The sequence below is a fragment of the Campylobacter sp. BCW_6468 genome, assembly GCF_001762865.1.
GTDB classification, from domain to species: Bacteria; Campylobacterota; Campylobacteria; order Campylobacterales; family Campylobacteraceae; genus Campylobacter_D; species Campylobacter_D jejuni.
The window spans coordinates 49,126-72,586 of the sequence record NZ_MJXQ01000035.1 but is presented as its reverse complement, the minus strand read 5'-3'; the positions used below and the strand labels follow the sequence as shown (position 1 = coordinate 72,586).

26 protein-coding genes, 1 tRNA gene and 4 pseudogenes are annotated in these 23,461 nt (G+C 28.7%); 20 read left to right on the top strand and 11 right to left on the bottom strand.

Features of this window, described 5'->3' with window-relative positions:
• Positions 1–861 precede the first annotated feature (861 nt).
• The 6 genes from AJ889_RS09720 (at position 862) to AJ889_RS09695 (ending at position 3,681) form a co-directional block, all read left to right on the top strand.
• Positions 862–2,565: a conjugal transfer protein TraG N-terminal domain-containing protein gene (locus AJ889_RS09720; protein WP_032585081.1), complete on the top strand. Its 1,704-nt coding sequence runs from the start codon at positions 862–864 to the stop codon at positions 2,563–2,565.
• Positions 2,566–2,748: 183 nt separating this feature from the next.
• The gene (locus tag AJ889_RS09715; protein WP_032585078.1) at positions 2,749–2,961 is read left to right on the top strand and encodes a hypothetical protein; all 213 of its coding nucleotides are present in this window, start codon (positions 2,749–2,751) and stop codon (positions 2,959–2,961) included.
• 15 nt (positions 2,962–2,976) lie between these two features.
• Complete coding sequence (locus AJ889_RS09710; RefSeq protein ID WP_002870217.1) at positions 2,977–3,153, top strand: hypothetical protein; 177 nt, start codon at positions 2,977–2,979, stop codon at positions 3,151–3,153.
• A 1-nt stretch (position 3,154) separates the two neighbouring features.
• Positions 3,155–3,286, top strand: a complete 132-nt coding sequence (locus tag AJ889_RS09705; RefSeq protein ID WP_257044518.1) for a hypothetical protein — start codon at positions 3,155–3,157, stop codon at positions 3,284–3,286.
• Complete coding sequence (locus tag AJ889_RS09700) at positions 3,261–3,446, top strand: hypothetical protein (RefSeq protein ID WP_230125115.1); 186 nt, start codon at positions 3,261–3,263, stop codon at positions 3,444–3,446. The genes AJ889_RS09705 and AJ889_RS09700 overlap by 26 nt, the downstream gene beginning before the upstream one ends.
• A gap of 76 nt (positions 3,447–3,522) precedes the next feature.
• The gene (locus AJ889_RS09695) at positions 3,523–3,681 is read left to right on the top strand and encodes a hypothetical protein (RefSeq protein WP_224326998.1); all 159 of its coding nucleotides are present in this window, start codon (positions 3,523–3,525) and stop codon (positions 3,679–3,681) included.
• A 133-nt stretch (positions 3,682–3,814) separates the two neighbouring features.
• On the opposite strand, the gene AJ889_RS09690 is transcribed toward AJ889_RS09695, so the two are convergent.
• The 3 genes and pseudogenes from AJ889_RS09690 to AJ889_RS05565 form a co-directional block, all read right to left on the bottom strand.
• Positions 3,815–3,937 (bottom strand): hypothetical protein, encoded by a 123-nt coding sequence (locus AJ889_RS09690; protein WP_002872489.1) that lies wholly within the window; start codon positions 3,935–3,937, stop codon positions 3,815–3,817.
• A gap of 11 nt (positions 3,938–3,948) precedes the next feature.
• Positions 3,949–4,231 (bottom strand): annotated as a pseudogene (locus tag AJ889_RS09215) (type II toxin-antitoxin system YafQ family toxin).
• On the bottom strand, positions 4,218–4,445 hold the full coding sequence (locus tag AJ889_RS05565) for a hypothetical protein (protein ID WP_002782139.1): 228 nt from the start codon (positions 4,443–4,445) through the stop codon (positions 4,218–4,220). Before AJ889_RS05565 ends, AJ889_RS09215 begins: the two are co-directional and overlap by 14 nt.
• A gap of 271 nt (positions 4,446–4,716) precedes the next feature.
• Between AJ889_RS05565 and AJ889_RS09445 the strand changes: the two genes are divergently transcribed.
• The 4 genes and pseudogenes from AJ889_RS09445 (at position 4,717) to AJ889_RS09440 (ending at position 5,494) form a co-directional block, all read left to right on the top strand.
• Positions 4,717–4,866 (top strand): hypothetical protein, encoded by a 150-nt coding sequence (locus AJ889_RS09445; protein WP_002807582.1) that lies wholly within the window; start codon positions 4,717–4,719, stop codon positions 4,864–4,866.
• Positions 4,863–5,121: pseudogene (locus tag AJ889_RS05560) on the top strand (type II toxin-antitoxin system death-on-curing family toxin); the annotation flags it as partial. The gene AJ889_RS09445 and the pseudogene AJ889_RS05560, both read left to right, overlap by 4 nt.
• A gap of 86 nt (positions 5,122–5,207) precedes the next feature.
• On the top strand, positions 5,208–5,339 hold the full coding sequence (locus tag AJ889_RS09685; RefSeq protein ID WP_002887130.1) for a hypothetical protein: 132 nt from the start codon (positions 5,208–5,210) through the stop codon (positions 5,337–5,339).
• Positions 5,340–5,350: 11 nt separating this feature from the next.
• Complete coding sequence (locus AJ889_RS09440; protein WP_002807233.1) at positions 5,351–5,494, top strand: hypothetical protein; 144 nt, start codon at positions 5,351–5,353, stop codon at positions 5,492–5,494.
• Between the two features lie 553 nt (positions 5,495–6,047).
• Here AJ889_RS09440 and AJ889_RS05550 read toward each other — a convergent pair.
• The gene (locus AJ889_RS05550; RefSeq protein WP_070293290.1) at positions 6,048–6,278 is read right to left on the bottom strand and encodes a mobilization protein; all 231 of its coding nucleotides are present in this window, start codon (positions 6,276–6,278) and stop codon (positions 6,048–6,050) included.
• A gap of 160 nt (positions 6,279–6,438) precedes the next feature.
• Between AJ889_RS05550 and AJ889_RS09875 the strand changes: the two are divergent.
• Positions 6,439–7,376 (top strand): annotated as a pseudogene (locus tag AJ889_RS09875) (tyrosine-type recombinase/integrase).
• A gap of 50 nt (positions 7,377–7,426) precedes the next feature.
• On the opposite strand, the pseudogene AJ889_RS05540 reads toward AJ889_RS09875, so the two are convergent.
• The 4 genes and pseudogenes from AJ889_RS05540 to tgt form a co-directional block, all read right to left on the bottom strand.
• Positions 7,427–7,870 (bottom strand): annotated as a pseudogene (locus AJ889_RS05540) (Arm DNA-binding domain-containing protein); the annotation flags it as partial.
• A 324-nt stretch (positions 7,871–8,194) separates the two neighbouring features.
• A tRNA-Arg gene (locus tag AJ889_RS05535) sits at positions 8,195–8,271 on the bottom strand.
• Positions 8,272–8,323: 52 nt separating this feature from the next.
• Positions 8,324–9,091 (bottom strand): magnesium transporter CorA family protein, encoded by a 768-nt coding sequence (locus AJ889_RS05530; protein ID WP_002852995.1) that lies wholly within the window; start codon positions 9,089–9,091, stop codon positions 8,324–8,326.
• Position 9,092: 1 nt separating this feature from the next.
• Positions 9,093–10,214: a tRNA guanosine(34) transglycosylase Tgt gene (tgt, locus tag AJ889_RS05525; RefSeq protein WP_002868669.1), complete on the bottom strand. Its 1,122-nt coding sequence runs from the start codon at positions 10,212–10,214 to the stop codon at positions 9,093–9,095.
• A gap of 29 nt (positions 10,215–10,243) precedes the next feature.
• On the opposite strand from tgt, the gene AJ889_RS05520 reads away from it, so the two are divergent.
• From AJ889_RS05520 to AJ889_RS05500, 5 genes are read left to right on the top strand one after another with little or no spacing between them, the layout of a single operon-like run.
• A complete protein-coding gene (locus tag AJ889_RS05520) occupies positions 10,244–11,644 on the top strand; it encodes a COG3400 family protein (RefSeq protein ID WP_002908687.1) in 1,401 nt (466 codons plus the stop codon).
• 45 nt (positions 11,645–11,689) lie between these two features.
• On the top strand, positions 11,690–12,745 hold the full coding sequence (gene aroB, locus AJ889_RS05515) for a 3-dehydroquinate synthase (protein ID WP_002902301.1): 1,056 nt from the start codon (positions 11,690–11,692) through the stop codon (positions 12,743–12,745).
• Complete coding sequence (locus AJ889_RS05510; RefSeq protein ID WP_002908684.1) at positions 12,742–14,313, top strand: mechanosensitive ion channel family protein; 1,572 nt, start codon at positions 12,742–12,744, stop codon at positions 14,311–14,313. Before aroB ends, AJ889_RS05510 begins: the two co-directional genes overlap by 4 nt.
• The gene (gene mtaB, locus AJ889_RS05505; protein ID WP_002858158.1) at positions 14,310–15,560 is read left to right on the top strand and encodes a tRNA (N(6)-L-threonylcarbamoyladenosine(37)-C(2))-methylthiotransferase MtaB; all 1,251 of its coding nucleotides are present in this window, start codon (positions 14,310–14,312) and stop codon (positions 15,558–15,560) included. Before AJ889_RS05510 ends, mtaB begins: the two co-directional genes overlap by 4 nt.
• Before the next feature lie 3 nt (positions 15,561–15,563).
• Entirely contained in the window at positions 15,564–17,180 is a 1,617-nt protein-coding gene (locus AJ889_RS05500) for an AAA family ATPase (RefSeq protein ID WP_070293288.1), read from the top strand.
• Between the two features lie 8 nt (positions 17,181–17,188).
• Here AJ889_RS05500 and AJ889_RS05495 read toward each other — a convergent pair whose 3' ends face one another.
• Positions 17,189–17,605, bottom strand: a complete 417-nt coding sequence (locus AJ889_RS05495) for a PepSY-like domain-containing protein (RefSeq protein ID WP_002853001.1) — start codon at positions 17,603–17,605, stop codon at positions 17,189–17,191.
• A 98-nt stretch (positions 17,606–17,703) separates the two neighbouring features.
• Between AJ889_RS05495 and AJ889_RS05490 the strand changes: the two genes are divergently transcribed.
• Together AJ889_RS05490 and AJ889_RS05485 are read left to right on the top strand one after the other, a co-directional pair.
• Positions 17,704–18,222: a rhomboid family intramembrane serine protease gene (locus AJ889_RS05490; RefSeq protein WP_002853058.1), complete on the top strand. Its 519-nt coding sequence runs from the start codon at positions 17,704–17,706 to the stop codon at positions 18,220–18,222.
• A complete protein-coding gene (locus tag AJ889_RS05485; protein WP_002852934.1) occupies positions 18,219–18,731 on the top strand; it encodes a histidine phosphatase family protein in 513 nt (170 codons plus the stop codon). The genes AJ889_RS05490 and AJ889_RS05485 overlap by 4 nt, the downstream gene beginning before the upstream one ends.
• A 15-nt stretch (positions 18,732–18,746) precedes the next feature.
• Here AJ889_RS05485 and rpoD read toward each other — a convergent pair whose 3' ends face one another.
• Both rpoD and AJ889_RS05475 read right to left on the bottom strand, forming a co-directional pair.
• The gene (rpoD, locus tag AJ889_RS05480) at positions 18,747–20,615 is read right to left on the bottom strand and encodes an RNA polymerase sigma factor RpoD (protein ID WP_002853451.1); all 1,869 of its coding nucleotides are present in this window, start codon (positions 20,613–20,615) and stop codon (positions 18,747–18,749) included.
• Positions 20,616–20,694: 79 nt separating this feature from the next.
• Positions 20,695–21,576, bottom strand: coding sequence for a LysR family transcriptional regulator (locus AJ889_RS05475; RefSeq protein ID WP_002855820.1), 882 nt, complete (start codon positions 21,574–21,576; stop codon positions 20,695–20,697).
• A gap of 112 nt (positions 21,577–21,688) precedes the next feature.
• On the opposite strand from AJ889_RS05475, the gene AJ889_RS05470 reads away from it, so the two are divergent.
• On the top strand, positions 21,689–22,786 hold the full coding sequence (locus tag AJ889_RS05470) for a YeiH family protein (RefSeq protein WP_002853043.1): 1,098 nt from the start codon (positions 21,689–21,691) through the stop codon (positions 22,784–22,786).
• A gap of 94 nt (positions 22,787–22,880) precedes the next feature.
• Positions 22,881–23,453 (top strand): hypothetical protein, encoded by a 573-nt coding sequence (locus tag AJ889_RS05465; RefSeq protein WP_044258726.1) that lies wholly within the window; start codon positions 22,881–22,883, stop codon positions 23,451–23,453.
• Positions 23,454–23,461 lie beyond the last annotated feature (8 nt).

Below are 23,461 nucleotides of genomic sequence, written 5' to 3'. Positions count from 1 at the left end.
AGTCAAGTGTTAATAACACTTGACTATAATTATACAAAGTAGTATAATTATTACTATAATTTTATTGGACAATTTAATCACCGCCTTTCTAGGTTATGATTAATGCCAAAGGTAGCCGCCTTTGGCATCTACCTTTTATAATTATACCAAACAAACTCTTTAACTTCTTTAATATAGTCCATGAAAAGATTTTACTTGTTATTCTTTAGCACTTTGTTTTTTGCACCTTCATTTTTATTTGGTGCAAATATTAAAAATATAAAATAATATAGAAATTCAATAGAAGAAGAGAAGTTTAGTTAAAAGTTTGTTTGGTAAGCCACAAGGGGAAACTCACCCCCAAAGGGGCAAGGCTAATAAGCCTTGACAGTAATTATACAAATTAGTATAATTATAAGTATGAGTCGTGTCATATAGTTCACCCCCTTTCTAGGGTGTGATTATGCCACAGGGTTGCAGCCTTGTGGCAAAACCCTTAATGCAATTATACCAAACAAATTCTTTGACTTCTTAATATATTTTATTTATGATTGAATCTTATCTTTTAGCATAAGCAAGAAAAATATAAATTAAAAAATAAAATAAATCAATAGAAAGGAAGATAGGCTTAGTTAAAAGTTTGTTTGGTTAAACCAAAGGGATTGTTCTAAACCCTGCAAAAGCAGGGGATACTCAATAAGCCTTGACATAGCAAAGCATTAAGAGTATAATTATTAGAACAATTTTGAGCATTAAAACTCACCTCCCTTCTGGGCGGTAAATTAACGCTAAAGGGTTGCAGCCCTTTGGCGTTGCACCCTTTTATAATTACACCAAACAAACTCTTTAACTTCTTTAATATAATCCATGAAAAGATTTTACTTGTTATTCTTTAGCACTTTGTTTTTTGCATCTTCATTTTTATTTGGTGCTACAAACATAGCTAATGGAAATCTAATCTATACTTGGGGTTATGGCGATGTGATAAATGAAATCATGCAGGCGGTTAAAGGTATAACCACTGAAACAGATTATATCGTTAATGCAGCCTTGGCTATTTCATTATTGCTTTTCAGTATCAAAAAAGCAATGGATGGACAAACAAGTCCTGTGTTTGAATTTGGAAAAATGTTTATGCTTTTTGCTGTAGTGTGGTACATGTTTTTAAAAGCACCAAATGACAATAATCACCGCTTCATGATTTACGATGAAGTCACTAGCAAAGATTATGTCATTTCTCAAATTCCTATAGGTATAGGAAAAAGCTTTGCATTGATGACGCAATTTGAGAAGGTTATCCTAGAAGCTATGGAAAAACATTTTTCAACTCCACAATCTACAAATTTTTCTAATGCAGGTTTAGGTTTTTCACTTCAAGTGATGAGTACTTTGCCAAGCGTAAAGCTTTCGGCTATTGATGCAACTTTACAAAAAAATATTGATTTTTACTTTAGAAACTGCGTTTCAGTAGGTATCTTGCTTAATCAACAAGGTAGAAATCTTTTTCAAAACTCTGATAATTTAATACAAGATCTTTTCACAAACATAGGCAATGGCTCTCAGCTTACTCCTTTGTTTGAAAATAACAATAATATTGAAAAACAAAGTATTGTGCCTTGTTCTGATGCAGGTCCTCAAATCGTTGAAATGATTAAAAACGATACAGATGAAGCTATGAAGATTCATGCTGCTTTGCTTGGTATGGCGAATGATATGGCAAATTATGAGCAAAAGTTCTTAGGCGCTGCACAAATCTATAACGAACAAGCTGTAAGTGCTAGATCTTATTTGCAACAATCCATGATAATGCTTGCTTCTCAAGATGCAATCATTAATACCGCTAAATCAGTAGGTTTAAATCCTGCTTCTGTGGCTGCAAATACTGCTTATGCGGATCAGCAATTTTATGCAAGTATGCAAGCACAAGGACACTTGGCACAAACTTATTTGCCTTTAGCTAAAGCTTATTTAACAGCTATTATCATAGGTTTGTCTTGGCTTGTTGCTTTGCTTTCTATTGTGTTTGGCTCTTATGCTCATATTAAGATGTTTTTTACTCTATGTATTTGGATAGTACTTTGGACTCCTATACTTTGTATTATTAATTTTATAAATGATTTTAATCTTATGAATGTTGCACAGGTGATAACAGGTGGAAAAGCAGCTTTAAGCTTAGGAGATAACATTCTTATATTCAAAGAAGTAGCAAATAGATCAAATTTCATGAATTATCTTGTAATGAGTACTCCTGTTTTAGCTTATGCTATAGCTAAAGCAAGTGAACAAGGATTTGTAACTTTTGCTTCTGGATTATCTCAAGCTCTAACAGGTGCTTCAAGAGCTGCTGGAAGCTTTGCAAATCAGCAAGCCTTATCTACACAAACTAGCATTGCTGCTCTTAGAGGAGATGAAGTTTGGGCGATGAATGCAGGGGTGATGAGCTTGCAAAGTGCTATAAGTGCAGGGGGTGGTAGATTTAGCATGTCTAGTATAACAGGGGGTGGAACAACAGCTAGAGATGTGAATACAGGTACAAGTTTTGCTTTGGGAAATCATGGTGAAATTTCTAATATGAATAGGACTTGATGCAAAACACGCACAAAGCGAAACTCAAACTAGACAAGATTCTCTTGCTAATTCTATTGCCGATACTCACAAAACAGGCATTAATCACGGTATTACCTCTGATTATCTTAGAAATCATGGTGCAGGAGTATAGAAGATACTAAAGCAATTGAGAAAGCAGAAACGAAAGCTTTAAAAGAAACTATGAATGAAGCATTAAGCGATAAATCTAGCTTCTCTGAAACAGACAAAAAAGCTTTAGAAGGAAGTATTAGCGCTTATGCTAGTGGCTCAGCAGGGATTGCAATCTTTGGAAATGGTGGAAAAATAGGTGGAGAAATTAAAGGGACAGCTTCAATAGGCACAGGCTCAACTGAAACACAAGAATATTCAAGAAGCCTAAGTAAAGAAGGGTAGGCTGCATTTGATAAAATGTATGCTGAAAAACTTGGCAATATCATTAAATCTAATGATAGTGTGGCTTCTGCTTATTCTAATGCTCTATCTACAAGCACAGGTAGTGAATTTGCTGATGCCAAACAAAAAGCACATTCTTATAGTGAAGCAAGTCAATACAGTGAAGCTATACAGGCAAGTAATTTTACCTAATATGGCTGAAAATTACATTGCTGAAAATAATTTGGGTGGAACTAGAGAACAACAAGTTGCTGCTGCAGCTAAAGGGTTAGAAAACTTAGCCGCAAGGGGGGGGGGATTTGCAAGGCTTGTTGCATTATGCTAATATGAATACAGCTAAGCCAAATGCTGATAGAAATCATGATGTTAGCAATAAATCTTATTACAGTCCTTCAAGTGTAGGAGCTAATAATGCTCATAATAATGATGCAGTAGCTAATCAAAATAAGTTAAACAGCTTAGGAACAACAGGGGGGGGGGGATAATATAAGAAATGAATTTAACCAACAAAGTGGGGCTGCTATAAGTAATTTCAAAAATCAAGGAACAAGTACTTCTAATGTGGTCAATAATAGTGCTAAAGATGCCATAGTAGAACAAGATGCTAACAGGAGAATGGGAGTAAATCCTAGCTCTTATATGATACAAGATGCAAGTAAATCAGGTAATGAGCTTGCAAAAGAAGCTCAAGGTTTATTTGATGCTATGAGCAAAAAATAAGTCTAGCTTTTTAGTTAGGCTTAGTGATCTCGTATAGCACCGAATATATAATCAAATTTACGAGGATCGCTTTCTATATATCCCCCAATTTCACTTGTTCCCCCATGCTTTTTCTCATCATAGGGAACTATTTTTATATTTTTAGCAAGGAATAACACAAAAGCAAAACAATAGCTGCAACTCCGCAAGAAAGCCAAAGAACAAGTATGAGTTTTTCGGTTGTAGTCACTTTTGCTTTTTTCCTACATTTATCCATCTTTATTCCTTTCAATATTTTTTAAATAACTTACTATGACTACCTAGTTTTAAAATATTTAGCTCTAACTCATTATTATGTTTTTGATAAATTAATAACAAGTTAGACTTTATATGACATTCTCTAAAATCTTTTAATACACCTTTTAATTGATGATCTTTATATTTAGGTTCTAAATTCTCATCATTAGAAAGTTTTACAATAACTTCATCAGTTATTTTACGCTCTTCATCGCTTATTTTTTTTGTAAGCTTTTATAAAATCTTTATGGTAATAAATTTTATATTTTGCCATTTTGATAAGCTTTCACAAAGTCTTGATGCGAATTAAAGCTTAATGCAGTATTGACTTTTTTTTCTTTATCAAGTTCTTTGCTTGCATTTAATATCTTACTTTCAAAACTACTCAACTTAGGCTTAGAAATTTTACATTTGGCATTTATGCTTTTTGCTAAACCCTTGAATGCAGGTAAAAAATTTTCATTAACATTTTCAATAATAAGAGTCATAAGCAACTCCTTTCTCAATTTATATAACATAATTATACCATTTTTTAATAATTTTTGCAAGTATTTTTGTTACAGAATGCCTATTTTTTAGGGGTTTGAAACGGATTTTTTTGACTTGATTGTTTTATTTATTGCTTAATGAAAATTAATTTGGGTATAATTAGCAAATTAATTTTTTTAGCTTCATATTGATTTGCTAATCAAATATAAATGTTAAAATAGTCTATACAGTATTTAGGATATTAATTGAAAGAATAAAGAGGGTAGTAAAATGAAAACCACAGAATATAATACGCAACAAAAAAATAATAAAGAATATTTAGCTGAGAGAGAAGCAGTTAAAAAAACTATGGCAAAAATGGAAAAAGAGTTAGAAAAACCTGCTATAAATGCGGTGTTTCAAAGACTTAAAAATAAATGAAATATATAGAACTAAGCGAAGCTATTGCTATACACGAAAAGATTATTGAAAAAACAGGCGGATTAAGTGGTTATAATGAAACACAAAGTAGGATATTTGGCTAGTGCATTAGAGTATATAAAAAACGATGATTATTATCCTACAATAACTGATAAAATTACACATTTAATATTTTCCTGTGTAAAATTTCATCCATTTGCTGATGGAAATAAACGGACTTCGATATTTCTAGGTATGCACTTTTTAGATTTAGATAAGATTTTACCAAAGAATATGAATTCATAGGTAGTCCTACTTTAGATGATATAGTAAAACACAAACAAAGTGATGAAGTTTTTAAAGTGTTTTATAAAAAAGATGATAAAATAAGATTGCTTAGAGTTAGTAATATGCAAGCTTTAAATCGTTTTGATAAACTTAAAGGTGCAATGACAAAAATAATTTTAGATAGTGGTTTTAAACCTGATAAATAAAAAGGATTAATATGTGTAAAGATCAAGAATATATAGAGCAAAGAAAGGTTTTATGGGAAAAAAGTTTTGAAGCCTTTAAAGATGATAAAGTGTATCAAAAAGAACAGCTTGAACTTGCAGAAGCAGGAATTAATGATGGCTTAGAGGAGGATTAATTATATAATTAGCCATATATTTTATATTAGTTTTTTTAAAAAACCGTTTTTACTATATTCTTTAATCTTTTGTATTGTATTTTGATTGTCTTATTTATGTAATTTTATATATAAAAAAAGTTTTTTCCAATTTTACAACAAAATCCTTTATGGTATAATAAAAATAAAAATTATATAAGAAAGGATACAAATGGCTATAAAAATTGAAATTAGCGGATTTGATAAGGATTTTTTACCTGTTTTTGAGAGTTTAGCTAAAAGCTTATCTCAAAAGCCTATTTTATCAATGTTTTTTCTTATTTTTTGAGCAAAAACTTACGCATACCCTTTTTTCATTTTTTGTTTCTTTAACTTCTCAAAAAAATTTGTGCCTCATTAAAACTTGGAAATACATTATTTTTTCTTCCTGTGCAACTTTTAAAACGCACATTTCCGTAAACTCTCTCAACCATATATTCCTCAAATAGAGTGGTAATAATTTCTATGCTATAATAGCGAATGTTTCCTTTCTCAGTTATTCTGTGCAACAAAACATTATTCATAAAAAACCTAATTAAAAATTATTTATTTTATTCGAAAAATCATTTTTAAACATTTTTTCTATAGCAAGCTTAATCATTTGATTAATTTTCTCATTTTCTTTAGCTACATTAGAAATTTCATCTTTGTAAGCAGGAATCATCATTTCTATCATTTTTAATGTTTTTTCATCAAATAATACTCTTTTTGGAATTAATATTTCATTTTTTTGAATATTTTCATTATTTATTGTATTTTTTTCCATTTTTATCCTTTATTTGTTAAAATATATAAATTATACCATAATATTAATAAAAAATTGTATAAATAGACAAATAATGCAAAAATATAAATATTTTTATGATATAATTTAAAATATATAACATAATATTTAATTATGTTATAAAAAAAAGGATATAAATAAAATGAAACTTAAAAATACTACAATAAGCGAAGATTTAGAGCGTTGGATAGAAACTTATTTGAAACATATTCAAGCATTATCCTATTCAAATAATACTTTTTTACTTTATAGGCGTATTTTACTAGAATTTGTAGAATATTCTTTAGATTATCAAGATGAAATGCAAATAAACGATATAAAAACGACTTTTTTAGTCAATTTTCTTAATTATTTAGAAAATAATTCAAAAAATGGCAATAAACTATCAAAAAAAACAAAAATAACTTATTTGAGAGTATTAACTAGCTTTTTTTCTTTTATAAGCGATAATAATGATGATTTGTTTGTTTTTTCCTTTGATATGAAGAAAATTAGATTTAGAACAGAAAAATCAGAAGAAAAATTAAATTATCTTAATGAAAATGAAATTATAAGGCTAAATAATGTTTTAGAGAAAGAAAAAGCAAAAAAGAAGTTTATAATAGTTTTAGAAACTCTTTACTGATAAAACTTATGCTTTATGGAGGACTTAGAATTTCTGAAGCTTTAAATGTAAAACTTTGTGATTTTGAAGAGGTTGATGATGAAATATTAAAAATATCCATAATAGGCAAGGGCGGTAAAGAACAATTTGCATTTATTAAAAAAGAAGAAGTAGATGATGAGCTTGAATATTTTAAAGAAAATATCCAAGATAGTGATTACATAATGCAAACTAGCACAGGAAAACATTTAAATAGAAGTAATGCTTTTTTGATTGTAAATAATATTTACGCTAAAGCTTTGATCAGCAAAAAAGGACTTCATTTGCTTAGACACACTTTAGCCATGAGATTAATAGCCAAAGGAACAAACCTTGTGGTCATACAAAAAATTCTAAGACATGCAAATCTAAATACTACTACTATATATGCCAAAGCAACAAATGATACAATAAAAGCTGCGTTATTGAATAATTAATTTTTCTAAAATTGAGTATTTGCATAGACTTCAAGAAGAAGTCTATGTGTTTAAAATTGTTCTAATAAAAGTTTAGGTTCTCCGCGAAGTATTTTGATGAAATTTGCAATTCTAGATTGTATCATTTCTACGGAATATATACCTCCTAAACCGCCTAAAGCATAAAATAATTCTTCGAAAATGTCTTCTTTGTTAAATTCAAGTTCTTTTATATCAATAAGATCAGGAGTTCGGCTACATTTTTGTAAATTTTGATATATTTTGACTAAAATCTTGATTTTTTGTAGATTATTTTCAGCCTCTAAATAAGAATTTAAGTGTATTATTAGGGTTTTTGATTTTTTTATATCTTCTTTTTGAATTTGTTCCTTGGGATCAATTTTTTCAGTTAACATATTATTAAAAATATTTGCTTTTTCTCTTGCGCTTGACAGTGTGGTTGTTGGGTATTTTCCTATTTTAATACTTTGTATTTTTTTGTTTAACCTATATCTAAAATAAAAAAAAGATAATAGTACCTTTTAGCGAATCTTTTGCTTCGATGTAGAGATTTTTTGTGTATGCATCTTTAATATATGTTCTTTTTTTACAATTAAAGTTTTAAGTTGCTTATCATTAACAATAATCATTTTTAATATTCCTATGTTAAAAAGTATATGTTATTTTTGAATTTTAAAATTTAACATATACTATAACATATACTTTTAAAATTGTCAAAATTGATTATTTGAGATTATTTTAGAAGCTTTCAAACATTGCTATATCATGCTTTAGATGATTATTTTAGATGATTCAAGATTATTTAAGAAAAGAAGTGATGGTGCGCTCAAGAGGATTCGAACCTCTGGCCTTTTGAACCGCAATCAAATGCTCTATCCAGCTGAGCTATGAGCGCAAAAATAAGTTAAAATTATATATAAATATTCTTAAAATAAGCAAAATTTTGCTTATTTTGTTTGTTTTTTAGCTTTTTTACCTTCATCTAAATCAAATTCTTTAGTCTTTTTTGAATAATAAAATATAAAACCTACAATCAAAATACAGCAAATCAAAGAAAAAATATAAAGTGTACCATAAGGGCTATCTTTGAAAAAAAGATTATTAGTATTCATTCCAAAAAATCCTACGATCAAATTTAAAGGCAAGAAAATAGAAGAAAGTATACTTAAAAGATAAATACTTTTATTCATTTTTTCATTTTTAATTGCATTTGTTAATGTATAAAGAGTATCAATTCTTGCTAGATGTTCTTTGGTGTTTTTACTTAAGATGCTGATGGATAAATTTAAAATTTTTAAATGTTTTTTATATTGTGCTTGTTCACTAAGCAAAAGATTGAAAGCTTCGCTTAGAAGATTAATTTGCTTTAGATTTTTGTTGATTTTTTGTCTTAACACAAAGGATTTTTTGTAAAAATTTTTAACAAAACCACCTTTTAAGATAATACCTTCTTTGTGTTCTAAAAGGTTTTGAAAATGAGTATTTTGTACTTTAAAATCTTCTAAAATGGATTTAATAAAATTTGAAAATTCTTCTATGCTAGAAAGCTTAAATTCTCCATCTTGAAGTTTATAAATTTTTTCATCGTTAAAAAGCCAAGTTTCCAAATTTAATCCCACATAAACAAAAATTTTTTGTCCATAAATTTCACTATAAAAAGTTTCTAAATTCTTTGCTTGTAGGATTTTTTTTAGATTTTCGTGTAGTTCTAGCATTTTATTTGCCTCTTAAGTGATAAAAATTTCTTTTAAATTGCGTAAAAGAATTGTTCAAAATTGCTTCACGCATCTTTCTTGCAAGTTCAAGATAATAATGTAGATTGTGCAGACTTGCCAAACGAAAAAAAGTAAGTTCTTTAGCTTTAAAAAGATGGTTTAAATAACCCCTTGAAAAATTACGACAAGTATAACATGAGCAAGTAGGATCTATAACTTCATGATCGTTGATAAATTCTGCTTTTTTGATATTAAATTTTCCAAAACTTGTGAAAAATGTTCCATTTCTTGCATTTCTAGTTGGCATCACACAGTCAAACATATCTACTCCTCGCTCAACATTTTCTACTAAATCTTCAGGCGTTCCTACGCCCATTAAATATCTTGGACGATTTTCATCTAGATAAGGGTTTAAGTTTTGGACTGTTTCGTACATCAAGGCGTTTTCTTCGCCCACGCTAAGCCCACCTATAGCTAAACCATCAAATGGCATTTCATTTAAACTTAAAGCGCAACGCTTTCTTTCTTCATAATCTGTACCACCTTGGATAATACCAAAAATATTTTGCCCTATACCTATACCTTTATTTTGCATATTTTTATGATAAGTAATAGCCTCTTTTGCCCAAAGTATAGTGCGATCAACAGAAATTTTAACCCTTTCTTTGGTTGCGGGTAGGGCTACTAAATCATCTAAAATCATCATAATATCAGAATTAAAATCATATTGAGTATCTAAAACACTTTTTGGAGTAAAAAGATGACGACTTCCATCAATGTGACTTTTAAATTCTATGCCTTCATTAAAATGTTTGGAATTTTTACTTAAAGAAAAAGCTTGAAAACCACCACTATCGGTTAAAAAACTTCTATCAAATTTCGTAAATCCATGTAAACCTCCAAAATCTTTTACTACTTTGGAAGTTGGACGCAAGTACATGTGATAGGTATTTGCTAAAATAATTTTTGCATCAAGCTCATTTTTCATATCATTAGCATCAAGACTTTTAACCGCTCCTACTGTGCCAACAGGCATAAAAACAGGGGTTAAAAAAGTGCTGTGTGCGGTAGTGATTTCACAAACCCTTGCCATTCCATCTTTATGCTTTAATTTAAATTCCATTTGTTATAATTTCCTTTTTGGAGTTTAAAATGAATAATATTTTAATTATAATAGATGGTATTTTAGCAAAGCATTTCTTAGAAAGGCTTTGTTTTGAAAAAGGCTTAGGTTACTTTTTTACAGTAGTGTGTCAAAATAGTGAAAAAAATAACTTAAATATTTCTAGTGAGTATATTGACTTGCATTATTTTGATCCTACAAGCACAGCGCGTCTTGAAAATATTATAAGTAAAGATTTTAAACAGGCTTTTATTTATATGCAAGATGAATTTGAAACTAAAAAAAGTTATGAGGCTTTGCGTTCTTTAAATCCAAATTTAGAAATAGAAATAATGGATTTTTGGGGGTTAAGTGTTAATGATACTCATGCAAATTTAGCTGATGCTAGAATGACTTTAAGCCGTAGATTTATGGATTTTTTACCAGATATTGCTTTAACAGCTCAGTATATAGGACTTGGGGTTGGAGAGATTATGGAAGTAAAAATTCCAGCAGGGTCTATTTTTGCTTATAGGCACATAAGTTCAATACAACAAAAAAGGTGGCGCATAGTCCTTATTTATAGAAATTCTAAGATTTATTTTGTAAAACCATCTTTTGTTTTAGAGCCAAATGATAGCATTTTGATCGTTGGAGATCCTGTTGTTTTACAAAGTATTTTTCATAATATAAGAGGCAAAGCAGGGCAATTTCCTATGCCTTTTGGAAGTAATGTTTTTGCTTTAATTGATATGAAAAATATGAATCAAAATATGCAAGAAAGAGTGCTTGATACTACTTTAAAATTAACTCAAAAAAGCAATGCAAAAAGATTTTTTATACATGTTATCAATCCTAAATTAGGGGTAATGTATGAAAAATTAAAAAAACTTTCTGAGGATAAAGAAGGTGTGTTTTTTGATTATTTCAACACGGATTTTAAACAAATTTCCATGTGGTTGCAAAATAATGATATAGGATTAGTTGTAACTGATATAAAAAATTTTGAGAAAGAAAAACAAGCTTTTTTTGATTTAAAAATTCCTATTATGAAGGTGGGTGAAGCTTCTTTTGATGAGCTTAAAGAAGCGATTATTTTAAGTGCTGATGAGAGTGAACTTGAAAACAATGCAAATGTCATTACTGATTTAAGTAAACAGCTTGATTTTGGAGTTATTTTATATTATTATAATCCAAATTCTCAAAATACTACAGATATGGAGGAGTATTTTAGAAGTTTATCTAAGCTTTATGATAAAAATATACAAATTATTAATAAAAATGATGAAAACCCTCTTTTAAATTTGCAATATCGCGAAGATTTGTTACAATTTGTGAGTTTTCAAAAAGAATTACTAAATAGAGATTTTGCCAGAAATTTAAGTACAAATTTAAATAGGCATTATTATAAAATGAGACAAAATTACCAACTTTTCATACCAGTAGAATAAATAATTAATTAAATGTGATAAAATAAATGCAAAAAGAGTAGTTCAATGCAAGTAGAAGTTAAGTTAAAAGAAAATGCTTATAAGGTTTATATTGATGAACTTGAAGAATTAGAATTTGATAGTAAGGTTTTTATACTTTCAAATCCTAAGATTTCAGGTCTTCATTTGAAAACATTACTTTCTAAAATTAAGGCAAAAGAAATTTTTATTGCCACTGTAAAAGATGGTGAAGAATATAAAAATTTAAGCACCATGGAAGAAATTTTAAACCAAATGTTTAATTCTAAATTGGATAGAAAAAGCGTACTTATAAGTTTTGGTGGTGGCGTGATTAGTGATATGGGCGGATTTGCTGCTAGTATTTATCAAAGAGGTATTGATTTTATAAATATTCCTACTACACTTTTAGCTTGTGTTGATGCAGCAGTAGGTGGAAAAACAGGTGTTAATAATAATTTTGGTAAAAATCTTATTGGCACTTTTTATCAACCTAAAGCTGTATATTGTGAGAGTTTTTTTTTAAAGACTTTGAGCTCTAGAGAACTTGCTGCAGGCATGGCTGAATTTATTAAAATGGCAGCAATGTTTGATTATAGTATACTTGATTTTATAGAAAAAATTGATGAAAAAAGTTTCTTAAATGCTACTTGTGAGAATGAAATTTTTACTCAAATTATAGCAAGAAGCATAGAACTTAAATCAAGGGTTGTTGAACAAGATGAAAAAGAATCAGGGCTTAGAATGCTTTTAAATTATGGTCATACTTTTGCTCATGTTATAGAAAATTTTACAGATTATAAGCTTTATTTACACGGAGAAGCGGTGGCTATAGGTATGGTTATGGCAAATCAATTGGCTTTAAATTTAGGGCTTTTGGATAAAATGCAAAGTCAAAAAATAAAAGATATTTTACTTAAATTCGGTTTGCCAATATCATATAAAATCAACAATGTAGATGAATTTTATGAAGCTTTTTTCATGGATAAAAAAAGCTCTAATAAAAAAATCAATTTTGTTCTTGCTAGTCCTTTGGGCAAGGGTTTGATAAAAGGTGATATTTCTAAAGAAGATATAATTGCAACTTTAAGAGAATTCCAATGAAAAAAATTATTATTTTAACCTTTTTTGTTGTTTTTGCTTTTGGTGATGTAAATCGGACTATTATTAATAATATAAATGAGAAAATTAATACTTTAAATACTGTAATCAGTGCTAGTATTTGGAATATACGTTATGAAAATTTTATAAAATATCAAGATATAAATGATGAATTAATCATTTTAAATCTTAATTTAAAAAAGACTTCCGATATTCACCAACAAGAAGAACTTAAACGCAAGATAGCAAATTTAGAAGAGCAATTGAGCTTGCTTAAAGAATACAAAGATTTAAATTTTGCACAAAGTCTTAGCGCCCCTGATAATATAGAAACTTTATCTAAGCTTACTAATCCTTTGGCTATTATAGGAGCTTTTTCTCATATTAAGAAATTAAGAGGAGAAAAGGAAGAGTATATATTTAAATTTAATGATTTTAAAAATTTAGTAGATAAAATCAGGGAAAAAAACTCAGAACTTAAGGAATTAGTTGAGCTTAAACCAAGTATTGAGAATATAGAAGCTTTAAAAGCTTCGGATAAAAAGTTGGAAGAATTTGAGCAAGCTTTAAATTTTGCTAGTGTTTCTTATTCTGTTTATGAGAAAAAAATTGATGAAGAGCTTTCTCGAGTAAGTGCTGAGATTAAAGTTCAAAGCTTAAGGGCTGTAAATATACTTGTTGCTATTGTTATTGTTATAGCTATAGCTTTTATGTTGAAATTTATTGCTAAAAAATACATTAAAGATAGTGAAAGATATTATACTGCTACGAAGATTATTAATTTTATTAATATAAATATTATTTTTCTTATTTTGCTCTTTGCTTATATAGAAAATATTACTTATCTTGTAACTATACTTGGTTTTGCTTCTGCAGGCTTAGCTATTGCTATGAAAGATATGTTTATGTCTATGCTTGGATGGTGTGTGATTATTTTTGGCGGAAGTTTTAGAGTAGGGGATCGTGTAAAAGTTTTTCAAAATGATACTACCTATATAGGAGATATTATAGATATTTCTTTTTTACGCATTACTCTTTATGAAGAACTTACGCTTGAAACTTATAGTAAAAATCGTCGTAGTGGACGTATTATATTTATTCCTAATAACTATGTTTTTACAAATTTGCTTGCTAATTATACTCATCATGGTATGAAAACCGTGCTTGATGGCATTGATATAAGTGTTACTTTTGATAGCAATCTTGACAAAGCTCAAGAAATTGTGGAAAATATTGTTACACGCCATGCCAAAGGTTATACTGAGCTTGCTAGAAAAAATATAGCTCGTTTACAACATGAATATAGTATTAAAAATCCTAAAGTGGAGCCAAGGTTTTTTATGTTTTTTGAACATTGGGGAATGCGAATTTCTGCATGGTATATGACTAATGCTTATGCGGCTTTGGTATTAAGAAGTACGATTAGCAAAGAGATTATAAAAGAATTTAATAAGCATAAAGATATAAAAATTGCTTATCCATCGCAAAATTTATATTTAGGAAATTTAAATCAAAATCATTTTGAACAACATCATGAAAATATGTATTTTCATGCAAGGAATAAGGATTGAAAGAAAAAGTTTTTTTTAAAACCTTTGGATGTCGCACAAATATTTATGATACAGAGCTTTTAAAAAGTTATGTAAAAGATTATGAGATTATAAATGATGAGAATAAAGCACAAATTATCGTTGTAAATTCTTGCACGGTTACAAATGGAGCTGATAGCGGAATAAAGTCTTATGTAAATACCATGCAAAAAAAAGGTATTAAAGTTATACTTACAGGTTGTGGTGCTGTAAGCAAAGGTAAGGAGCTTTTAGATAAAAAGCAAGTTTTTGGAGTGCTTGGAGCGTCAAATAAAGATAAAATCAATGAATTTTTAGGAGCAAAGACAAGTTTTTATGAACTTGGAAATTTAAATTTTATTGATAAAGATATAGTTTGTGAGTATGAAAATCATACCAAAGCTTTTGTGAAAATTCAAGAAGGTTGTGATTTTGCTTGTTCTTATTGTATTATTCCTAGCGTGAGGGGAAAATCAAGAAGCGTGGATGAAAAAGCTCTTTTAAAACAGGTTGAAATTTTGGGAGCTAATGGTTATAGTGAAATTGTTTTAACAGGGACTAATATAGGTTCATATGGGCTTAAAAATGGCACAACCCTAGGCAAGCTTTTGCAAAAAATGGGACAAATTTTAGGTATAAAACGCATAAGGTTAGGTAGTTTAGAACCTGCACAGCTTGATGAAAGTTTTTTAGAAATTTTAGATGAAGCTTGGCTTGAAAGGCATTTACATATTGCATTGCAACATACAAGTGAAAAAATGCTTCGTATAATGAGAAGAAGATCACATACGGATAATGATTTAAAGCTTTTTAATACTATAGCAAGCAAAGGATATGCTTTAGGGACGGATTTTATAGTAGCTCATCCAGGCGAGAGTGAAGAGCTATGGCAAGAAGCTTTAAGAAATTTTAAAGAATTTCCACTCACTCATATCCATGCTTTTATTTTTAGCCCTAGAAACAACACGCATTCTGCTACCATGAAAGATGTGATAAATGGAACTTTAGCTAAAGAAAGGCTAAACACTTTAAAATCCATAGTAGAAAAAAATAATTATGAATTTAGGAAAAAAAATCAAGTTTCACTTGAAGTTTTGGTAGAAAATCAAAAAGATGGTTTTTTTGAGGGTTATGATCAGTTTTTTAATAAGATCAAAATTAAAAGTGATAAAGATATAGCTAAAGAATGGATCGTTATATCTGAATATGAAGTACAAGAAAAGTCTAACTTTACAAATTTAAAAGGCTAGATAATGAAAAATAAAAAGATAATTTTAGCATCTTTTATGGTTTTATGTATGCTTTTGGGAATTTTATATTTTAAAAATGAACCTAAATATATAGATGAAAATCTTTATCAAAGTCTATTAAGCCAAAATTTAATCCAAAAAGCTGTGATTGATAAAGACGAAATTTGGCTTAAGGCAGAAGGTGAAAATTACGTAATTATAAAAGATGGCATAGATATAAAAACACTTTTATCAAAAGTTCCCGTAGAGGTTAAAAAAGATAATACGCTTTGGGTGTTTTTTGTTTTACTTATTTTTATTATCGCACTTTTTATAAGTCTTGGTTATTTTGCTCGTAAAAAAGAGTTGGCTAAATATCCAATATCAAATAAGAATCAAAATCACACTCAAGCTCAAAATTCAAATATAAATTTAGAAAGTTCTCATATAAAACCTGTGATTTCAAATATTACTTTTAATGATGTAGCAGGTGTTGATGAAGTTAAAATGGAGCTAAGCGAACTTGTGGATTTTTTACAAAATCCTAAAAAATATAAAGAATTTGGTGTAAAAATGCCAAAAGGTGTTTTAATGGTAGGCCCACCTGGTGCAGGAAAAACATTGATAGCAAAAGCAGTTGCAGGAGAAGCAGGGGTGCCATTTTTTTATCAAAGTGGTTCAAGTTTTGTTGAAATTTATGTAGGTATGGGTGCAAAAAGAGTTAGAGAGCTTTTTTCAAAAGCTAAAATGATGGCGCCTAGCATAGTTTTTATTGATGAAATAGATGCCGTAGGTAAGGCAAGAGGAGAAATGTCAAATGTTGAAAGAGATAGCACTTTAAATCAACTTTTAACTCAAATGGATGGTTTTGAGGACAATAGCGGGGTTATAGTTATAGCTGCGACAAATAAAATCGAACTTATGGATCCTGCTTTATTGCGTTCGGGGCGTTTTGATAGGAGAATTTTTTTATCTTTGCCTGATTTTAAGGATAGACTTAAAATTTTAGAAATTTATATGAAAGATAAAAACAATAATATCAATTTAAATAAAATCGCTAAAGCAAGCGTAGGTTTTAGTGGAGCAGGGCTTGAAACTTTGGTCAATGAAGCAGCAATTAATGCTTTAAGAAGAAATAGTGCTTTAGTTGAGGAAAGCGATTTTTATGCTGTATTAAATAAAGTTCTTTTAGGTAAGAAAAAGATTTTAAGTTTTAATAATGAAGAGAAGAAAATTCAAGCCACTTATCAAGCTGCAAAAGCTTTGAGTGCGTATTATTTTGACATAGGATTTGAAAAAATCACTCTCATTGAAGATCGTTTTAAAGAATATGAGCATAATATAAGATCAAAATCAGAGCTTATCAATCGTATAAAAGTTTATTTGGCTGGTTCTAGAGCCATGAGATTGATTTACAATGAAAGTTATACTAACTCGCAAGATGATTTTTTAAAGATTAAAGAATTGCTTGATTATATGTTGAGTTTTGATATGTTGAAAGAGTCAAATTTAAGTGAACAAAAAAAAGAAATGGATGAATTTTTAAATTCTATGAAGGATAAAATTTTAAAATTATCAGAGCTTTTGCTTGAAAAAGAAAAGATAGAATATGACGATGTTAAAGATATAATGCAGGTTTAATGATATGTTTAATCATCAAATTCTTTATATAAGATAGTTCCATTAAAATCTATAAGAATTTTTATATCGTTATCAAGTTTAATCTTATAATGGTTGATTTTTCTTTCAATTTCTCTAGCTTTTGTATTTGGAAATTCGTTTTTGATGATATTGGCTAAATTTTGAGGTAAAAAATCTAGATCAAAAGGAAAGGCTTTATTTTCAATTTCCTTCCAAGCTCCATCTATATCAAATTCAAGCTCTGTTCCATCGCTAAGATAGACTTCATAGGAATTTTTGTCTTTTTGCACGATCCCTATAGGCGCTTTGAAATTATGTTGTAAAAATTCTTTAGAAACATTTGGTAAATTATCAGCAGAAATTATTATATCAGCATTTAAAGATAAACTTAAAATAGTAATAATATTTAAAAATTTAATTTTCAATATTTTTCCTAAATTATTTTTTAGTAAAATTGTAAAGAATTTATGTGAATTTTATGTGAATTTTAAGACAATATTATAAAAAATAAAGGTTTTATATTTTGCTTACAATTTTTTTAATTTTTTTAAATATTTTATGTTATTTTTTGATTTCTTATGATTATTACAATATCCTTGGTTTGAATATTTTATTTTTTAATGGAGCTTATTGGCAGCTTTTAAGTTCAATGTTTTTACATGGAAATTTAACTCATCTTATATTAAATATGATAGTTTTGTTTCAATTTGGGCGTATGTTAGAAACTTATTTGGGTGCTTTGTGTTTTATTTTTATTTATTTTATTGGCGGATTGTTGTGCTCACTTTTAAGTGTTTTTTATGTGTATTTTGATTTTAAATATTTTGGAGAAAATATAAATGTCATAGGCGCTAGTGGTGCAATTTGTGTTTTAATGGGCTTTTATGCTGTTATTGATAAAAATAGCACAAAAGGACTTATAGTGGCAATTTTACTTATGAGTTTTGTGCCATTGCTTATGGGGGTAAATGTTGCTTGGTATGGTCATATTTTCGGGTTTATGTGTGGTTATATTTTAGCTAAAATAAAAGAGGTAAAATGAAAAAAATTTATATTATAAGACATGCAAAAGCAAGTAAGAGTGAAGACATCGATGATTTTGAAAGAAAACTTACTAAGAGTGGAAAGGAAGATTTAAAAAAACTTTTTAAAAATCTTGCTTCGCATGAAATTCATCCTGATTTGGTGCTATCAAGTCCTGCTGTTAGAACCGCTAAAACAGCGAAAAAAATAGCCAAATTTTATAATTTTGATAAAAATAGAATTTGTTTTGATGAAAGATTGTATCTTTGCAATGTTGAAAATTTGCTAAAAATTCTGCAAGATATTGATGATGAGTTTAATGAAGTATTTTTAGTGGGTCATAATCCTAGTTTAATGGAGCTTGGAGAGTTATTAAGTTCGCTATGTTTAGCTTCTTTTCCAACTTCTTCTATCTTGTGTTTAGAATTTGATATTAAGGAATTTAAAAATTTAAAAAAACATAGCGGAAAATTAGTTTTTTTTGAACATGTACGCAAGTTAAAAGAAGAAAAAGATCTGGGTTTTTAGTAAGGAGATTGACTCTTACTTCCAACCTTCTATATAATTTTTTAGTTTTCTTCCTACTTTAGGGTGTTTGAGTTTTTTTATAGCTGAGCTTTCTATTTGTCTCACTCTTTCTCGAGTGACATTGAGTTCCTTTCCAATTTCCTCTAAAGTTCTATCACTTTCATCATCCATTAAACCAAAACGCATACGAATTACCGCTTTTTCTCTATCGTTTAATTGATCTAAAACTTCATCAATTTGTTCTTTTAAATCATCCTTTAAGATATGATCCATTGGAGAAAGTGAATTTCTATCTTCAACAAAATCTCCAAATTTACCATCATCTTCATTTCCTATTGGAGCTTCAAGAGAAATTGGTTCTTTTGTGATTTTAATAACTTGTTTAACCTTATCTACGCTTAAACCTACTTCTTTAGCTATAACACTGACATCAGGTTCTTTTCCATCTTTTTGTAGATGTTCGCGGATAATTTTGTTAATTTGATTGATGGTTTCTATCATATGGATTGGAATTCTTATGGTTCTTGCTTGATCAGCTATAGCCCTTGAAATAGCTTGCCTGATCCACCAAGTCGCATAAGTGGAAAATTTATAACCCCTTTTGTATTCAAATTTATCCACAGCTTTCATCAAACCTATATTTCCTTCTTGGATAAGGTCTAAGAAAGGCAGACCACGATTTGTGTAGCGTTTAGCTATGCTTACAACAAGGCGCAAGTTTGATTTTGCCATTCTTCCTTTTGCTTCATCAGAGATTTTTTTACCGCGTTTAATTTGCTCTAAAATTTCTTTTAAGCGTGATTTTTCAAGATCAAAGCTTTTTTCACTGGCTTCTTTAGTTTGAAATAGTTTTTTAATTTCCATATAAGTGCTTACCATGGTTGTTTCTAAAGCTCGCTCTGTGATTTCTTCTTTGCTCAATTTTGTAATATCTTTTAAAATATCTGCATGGCGTTTTTTAAGTTCATCAGAAAACATAGGTAAGCGGTATTCTAAACGCTTAAGTTCTTTGTCAAATTCTTCATCACTTTTTAGTGCAGTTTCCATTGATTTTACGATTTCGCTAATAAGTTTTGAAGTAGGGCCTAGATCCATTAATTTTTCTTTTAAAATATTTTTTTTGAACGCAATGCTTAATTTATCTAAAAGCTCATCTCCACTTTCTTTGTCTTTGGATGTTTTTAGCCAATCTTTTTTAGCTTTTTCTAGAGCTTTAAATTTTTCTATAACTTTTAAAGTTCTTTCATCTTCTTTTTTGCTGTTTTTTTTAGTATTTTCTTCGTCTGATTCTAATTCTGTTTCGTTTTCTTCATCTTCATCTATATCAAGTTCATCAAGTTTATCATCACTTTTTTCTTCATCGTCAAAGCTTTTAAATAGTTCTTTTACCCTTCTTTCTCTGTTTATTAAAGGTTCTTTATAATCTAAAATAAAATCTATCAAATAAGGCACAGAACAAAAAGCATCAATGATAATATCTTCGCCAAGTTCTATTTTTTTGGAAATTTCAATTTCTTCATCTTTGTTTAATAAAGCAATTTGTCCCATTTCTCTTAAATACATACGAACAGGAGAGTCTGATCTACTCCATTCTAATAAATCGTTTTCATTGGCTAAATCAAATTCGTTCTCAAGGCTTGTATCTTGGAGTTTTTGTTTTTCTTCTTGAAGTCTTTTTGCATCTTCTATGTTTTTCATTTGTGCAATTTCAGCTGCTGAAAAAAGTTGCACTTTGTGTTTTTTCATTAATGCTTGCACTTTTTTAGCGGTTGATGCACTTGGTTGTTTTGTAAGATATTTTACCAATTTTTCATATGTGATGTAATCTTTTGCATTTTCTTGAAATAATTCTTCTAATTCAGCTTCTTGAGTTTTGGCGTTCATTGATTATCCTTGAAATTTATATAAGCTTTGGATTTTATCTAAAAATTGCTTAACTTTCTATATAAATCGGTTATTATGTTTATGATTTGAATATTTTTTCAAATTTTTCTAAAGCTCTGTTAAAATTATAATTTTTTCTTTTTAAGGTATAAAATTTACGCTTTAGGTCGATATTTTTTAATTTAATTTCATAAAGTGTTGAATTTTTTAATTCTTTTTCTATGCTTTTTTTGGAAAAAATAGAGATTGCTTTTTTTTGTAAAACAAGTTCTTTAATCGCAGCCATTCTATCAAGTTCAAGAAAAATATTAAGTTTTTTTGAGCTTGCACCAATTTCGTTTAAAAATTTATCCCTTAAGCCTGAGCCTACTTCTCTTAAAATCCACTTTTGTTCCAAAAGTTCATCGATATAAAATTCTTTTTCATTGAGTTTTTTATCACTTGTAGCTACTATAAGTTCATCATCTTGCCAAAAATTTATTTCTAAATTTTCATACTCCACTAAAGCTGGATCAAGTTCTGCTTCAATGATTGCAAATTCTATATTTCCGTTTTTTAGTAAATTTAAACATTCTTTTGAATTCTGCGTTTGAGAGCGAATTTCTATGTTTTTAAATTCTGCCTTAAAATCAAATAAAATAGGAGCTAAAAAATGTTCAGAAATGCTTTGAGTTGAGGCTATTTTTATTTCCCCTAAGAGCATACTTTCGTCGTTTAATTTTTCTAAGCTTTGGTAGTAGGCTTGTATAATTTTTAACCAATTTTTTCCTAGTTCTAAAGCTTTTGGTGTAGGTAAGAGTTTTTTTCCAAGTCTTTCAAATAAAATGCCATCAAATTTATTTTCTAAATTTTTAATTACTATTGAAACATTAGGTTGAGTTATGGAAAAATTGTTGGCTGTATGAGTTGGACTTTGAGTGTTTAAAAGATCTAAAAATATTTCCATATCTTTGATTTTCATGAGTGATTCCTTTATTTAATAAAAAAAATTTATTATAAAAATTAAAATAATATATTTCTATAATTTTAATAAAAAAAATATAATAACACAAAATTTACAAAAAGGAAAATAAATGAAAACAAGTTTTTTAGCACATAGCGTGGCTATAGTGCGATCAAATTTTAAGGGTTTGCTTTTTACTGCTTGTATAGTGATTTTTGCTATGTATCTTTCTAGTGTTCAAAGTATCAAAGATACCACTCATTTAGCAGCGACTGCTTTTGCTATTATCATAGGAGTGTTGCTTTCTCCTTGGTTTTTTAAATACCAACATCATTTTCAAGCCGGAGTGCATTTTAGTGCGAAAAAACTTTTAAGACTTGGCATTGTTTTATATGGTTTTAATATCACTTTAACTGAGCTTTTAAGCGTAGGATTGAAAGGATTTTTGCTTTCTGCTATAGTGATATTTTTTGTTTTTATTATTGCTTTATTTGTGGGAACGAAAATTTTTAAACTCGATAAAGAAACTTCTATGCTTGTTGGAGCTGGAAGTGCGATTTGCGGTGCGGCAGCGGTTTTAGCACTAGAGTCAAGTTTGAAAAGTGATCCTTTTAAGGGAATTTTAGCTGTAGGTACGGTGGTGATTTTTGGACTTGTATTTATGTTCTTATATCCCATAGCTTTTTCTTTAAATCTTTTTCCTTTTTTTGATCAAAATGCTATGGGTGTTTTTATGGGAGCTACTTTGCATGAGGTGGCAAATGTCGCAGGTGCTGCTGAAATGGCAAAGGATATGGCAGGATTTGAGCAAGGTGCTTCTAATGTTGCAGTGATTATAAAAATGATGAGAGTGATTTTACTTGTGCCTTTTTTGCTTATAGTGACTTATTTTTTCGCTAAAAATCAACATTCAAGCAGTGGAAAAACTGCAAAAAGTATCACTATACCTTATTTTGCTTTTGCATTTTTAGGCATGATAGTTTTAAATACTTATTTAGCAAGCAAAGAAAGTATTTTAGGTATTGCTACGAGTGATATTATCTCTTTAGGTAAAACACTTTGTACTTTATGTATCGTTTTTGCTATGGCAGCTTTAGGCTTGCAAATTGACTTTAAAAAATTTTTAAAAAGTGGCTCTAGGGTATTTGGCTTGGCTTTTGTTTTAGGGCTTGTTTTGATTTTTGGAGGATATTTTTTAACCTTAGCTTTTAAAGGTATACTTTGGTAATAAAAATTATTTTTTATTTTAGAAAATTTTATTTTATTAATCAACTAAGAATATAATTTAATTCATTAATTAAATTTATTAAAAAGGAATAAAGATGAAAAAAATTCTTGTAAGTGTTTTAAGTTCTTGCTTGTTAGGTTCGGCTTTAAGTGCTGTATCTTTTAAAGAAGATAGTTTAAAGGTTTCTTTTGAAGGATATAAAACTAAAGATATGATAGGAACAAAAGGTGAATTTAAAAATGTAGAATATAAATTTTCTAAAAGTATAAAGGATTTGGCAAGTTATCTTAAAGGCGCTAAAGCTACCATAAAGCCAAGCAATGCTTTTATGGGTGAAGGCAATGATATTATAACCAATAATATCACAAAAGTATTTTTCCCTGCTTTATTGGGAGATACGGATATTAAAGTTGTTTTTCAAGATGTGATTGCGGGTGAAAATAAAGGCGTTATTTCAGCAAAAATTACTATGGATAAAAAAAGTACTATTGTACCTTTAACTTATACCATCAAAGATAATAAATTTGAAGCTAAAGGACAACTTGATTTGCATACTTTTAAAAATGGTTCTAAAGCATTAAAAGCATTAAGCGATGTTGCTGCAGGACATGGTGGAATTTCTTGGCCTTTAGTGGATATCAGTTTTAATGCTGATTTAGCAGAATAAAAAGTAGC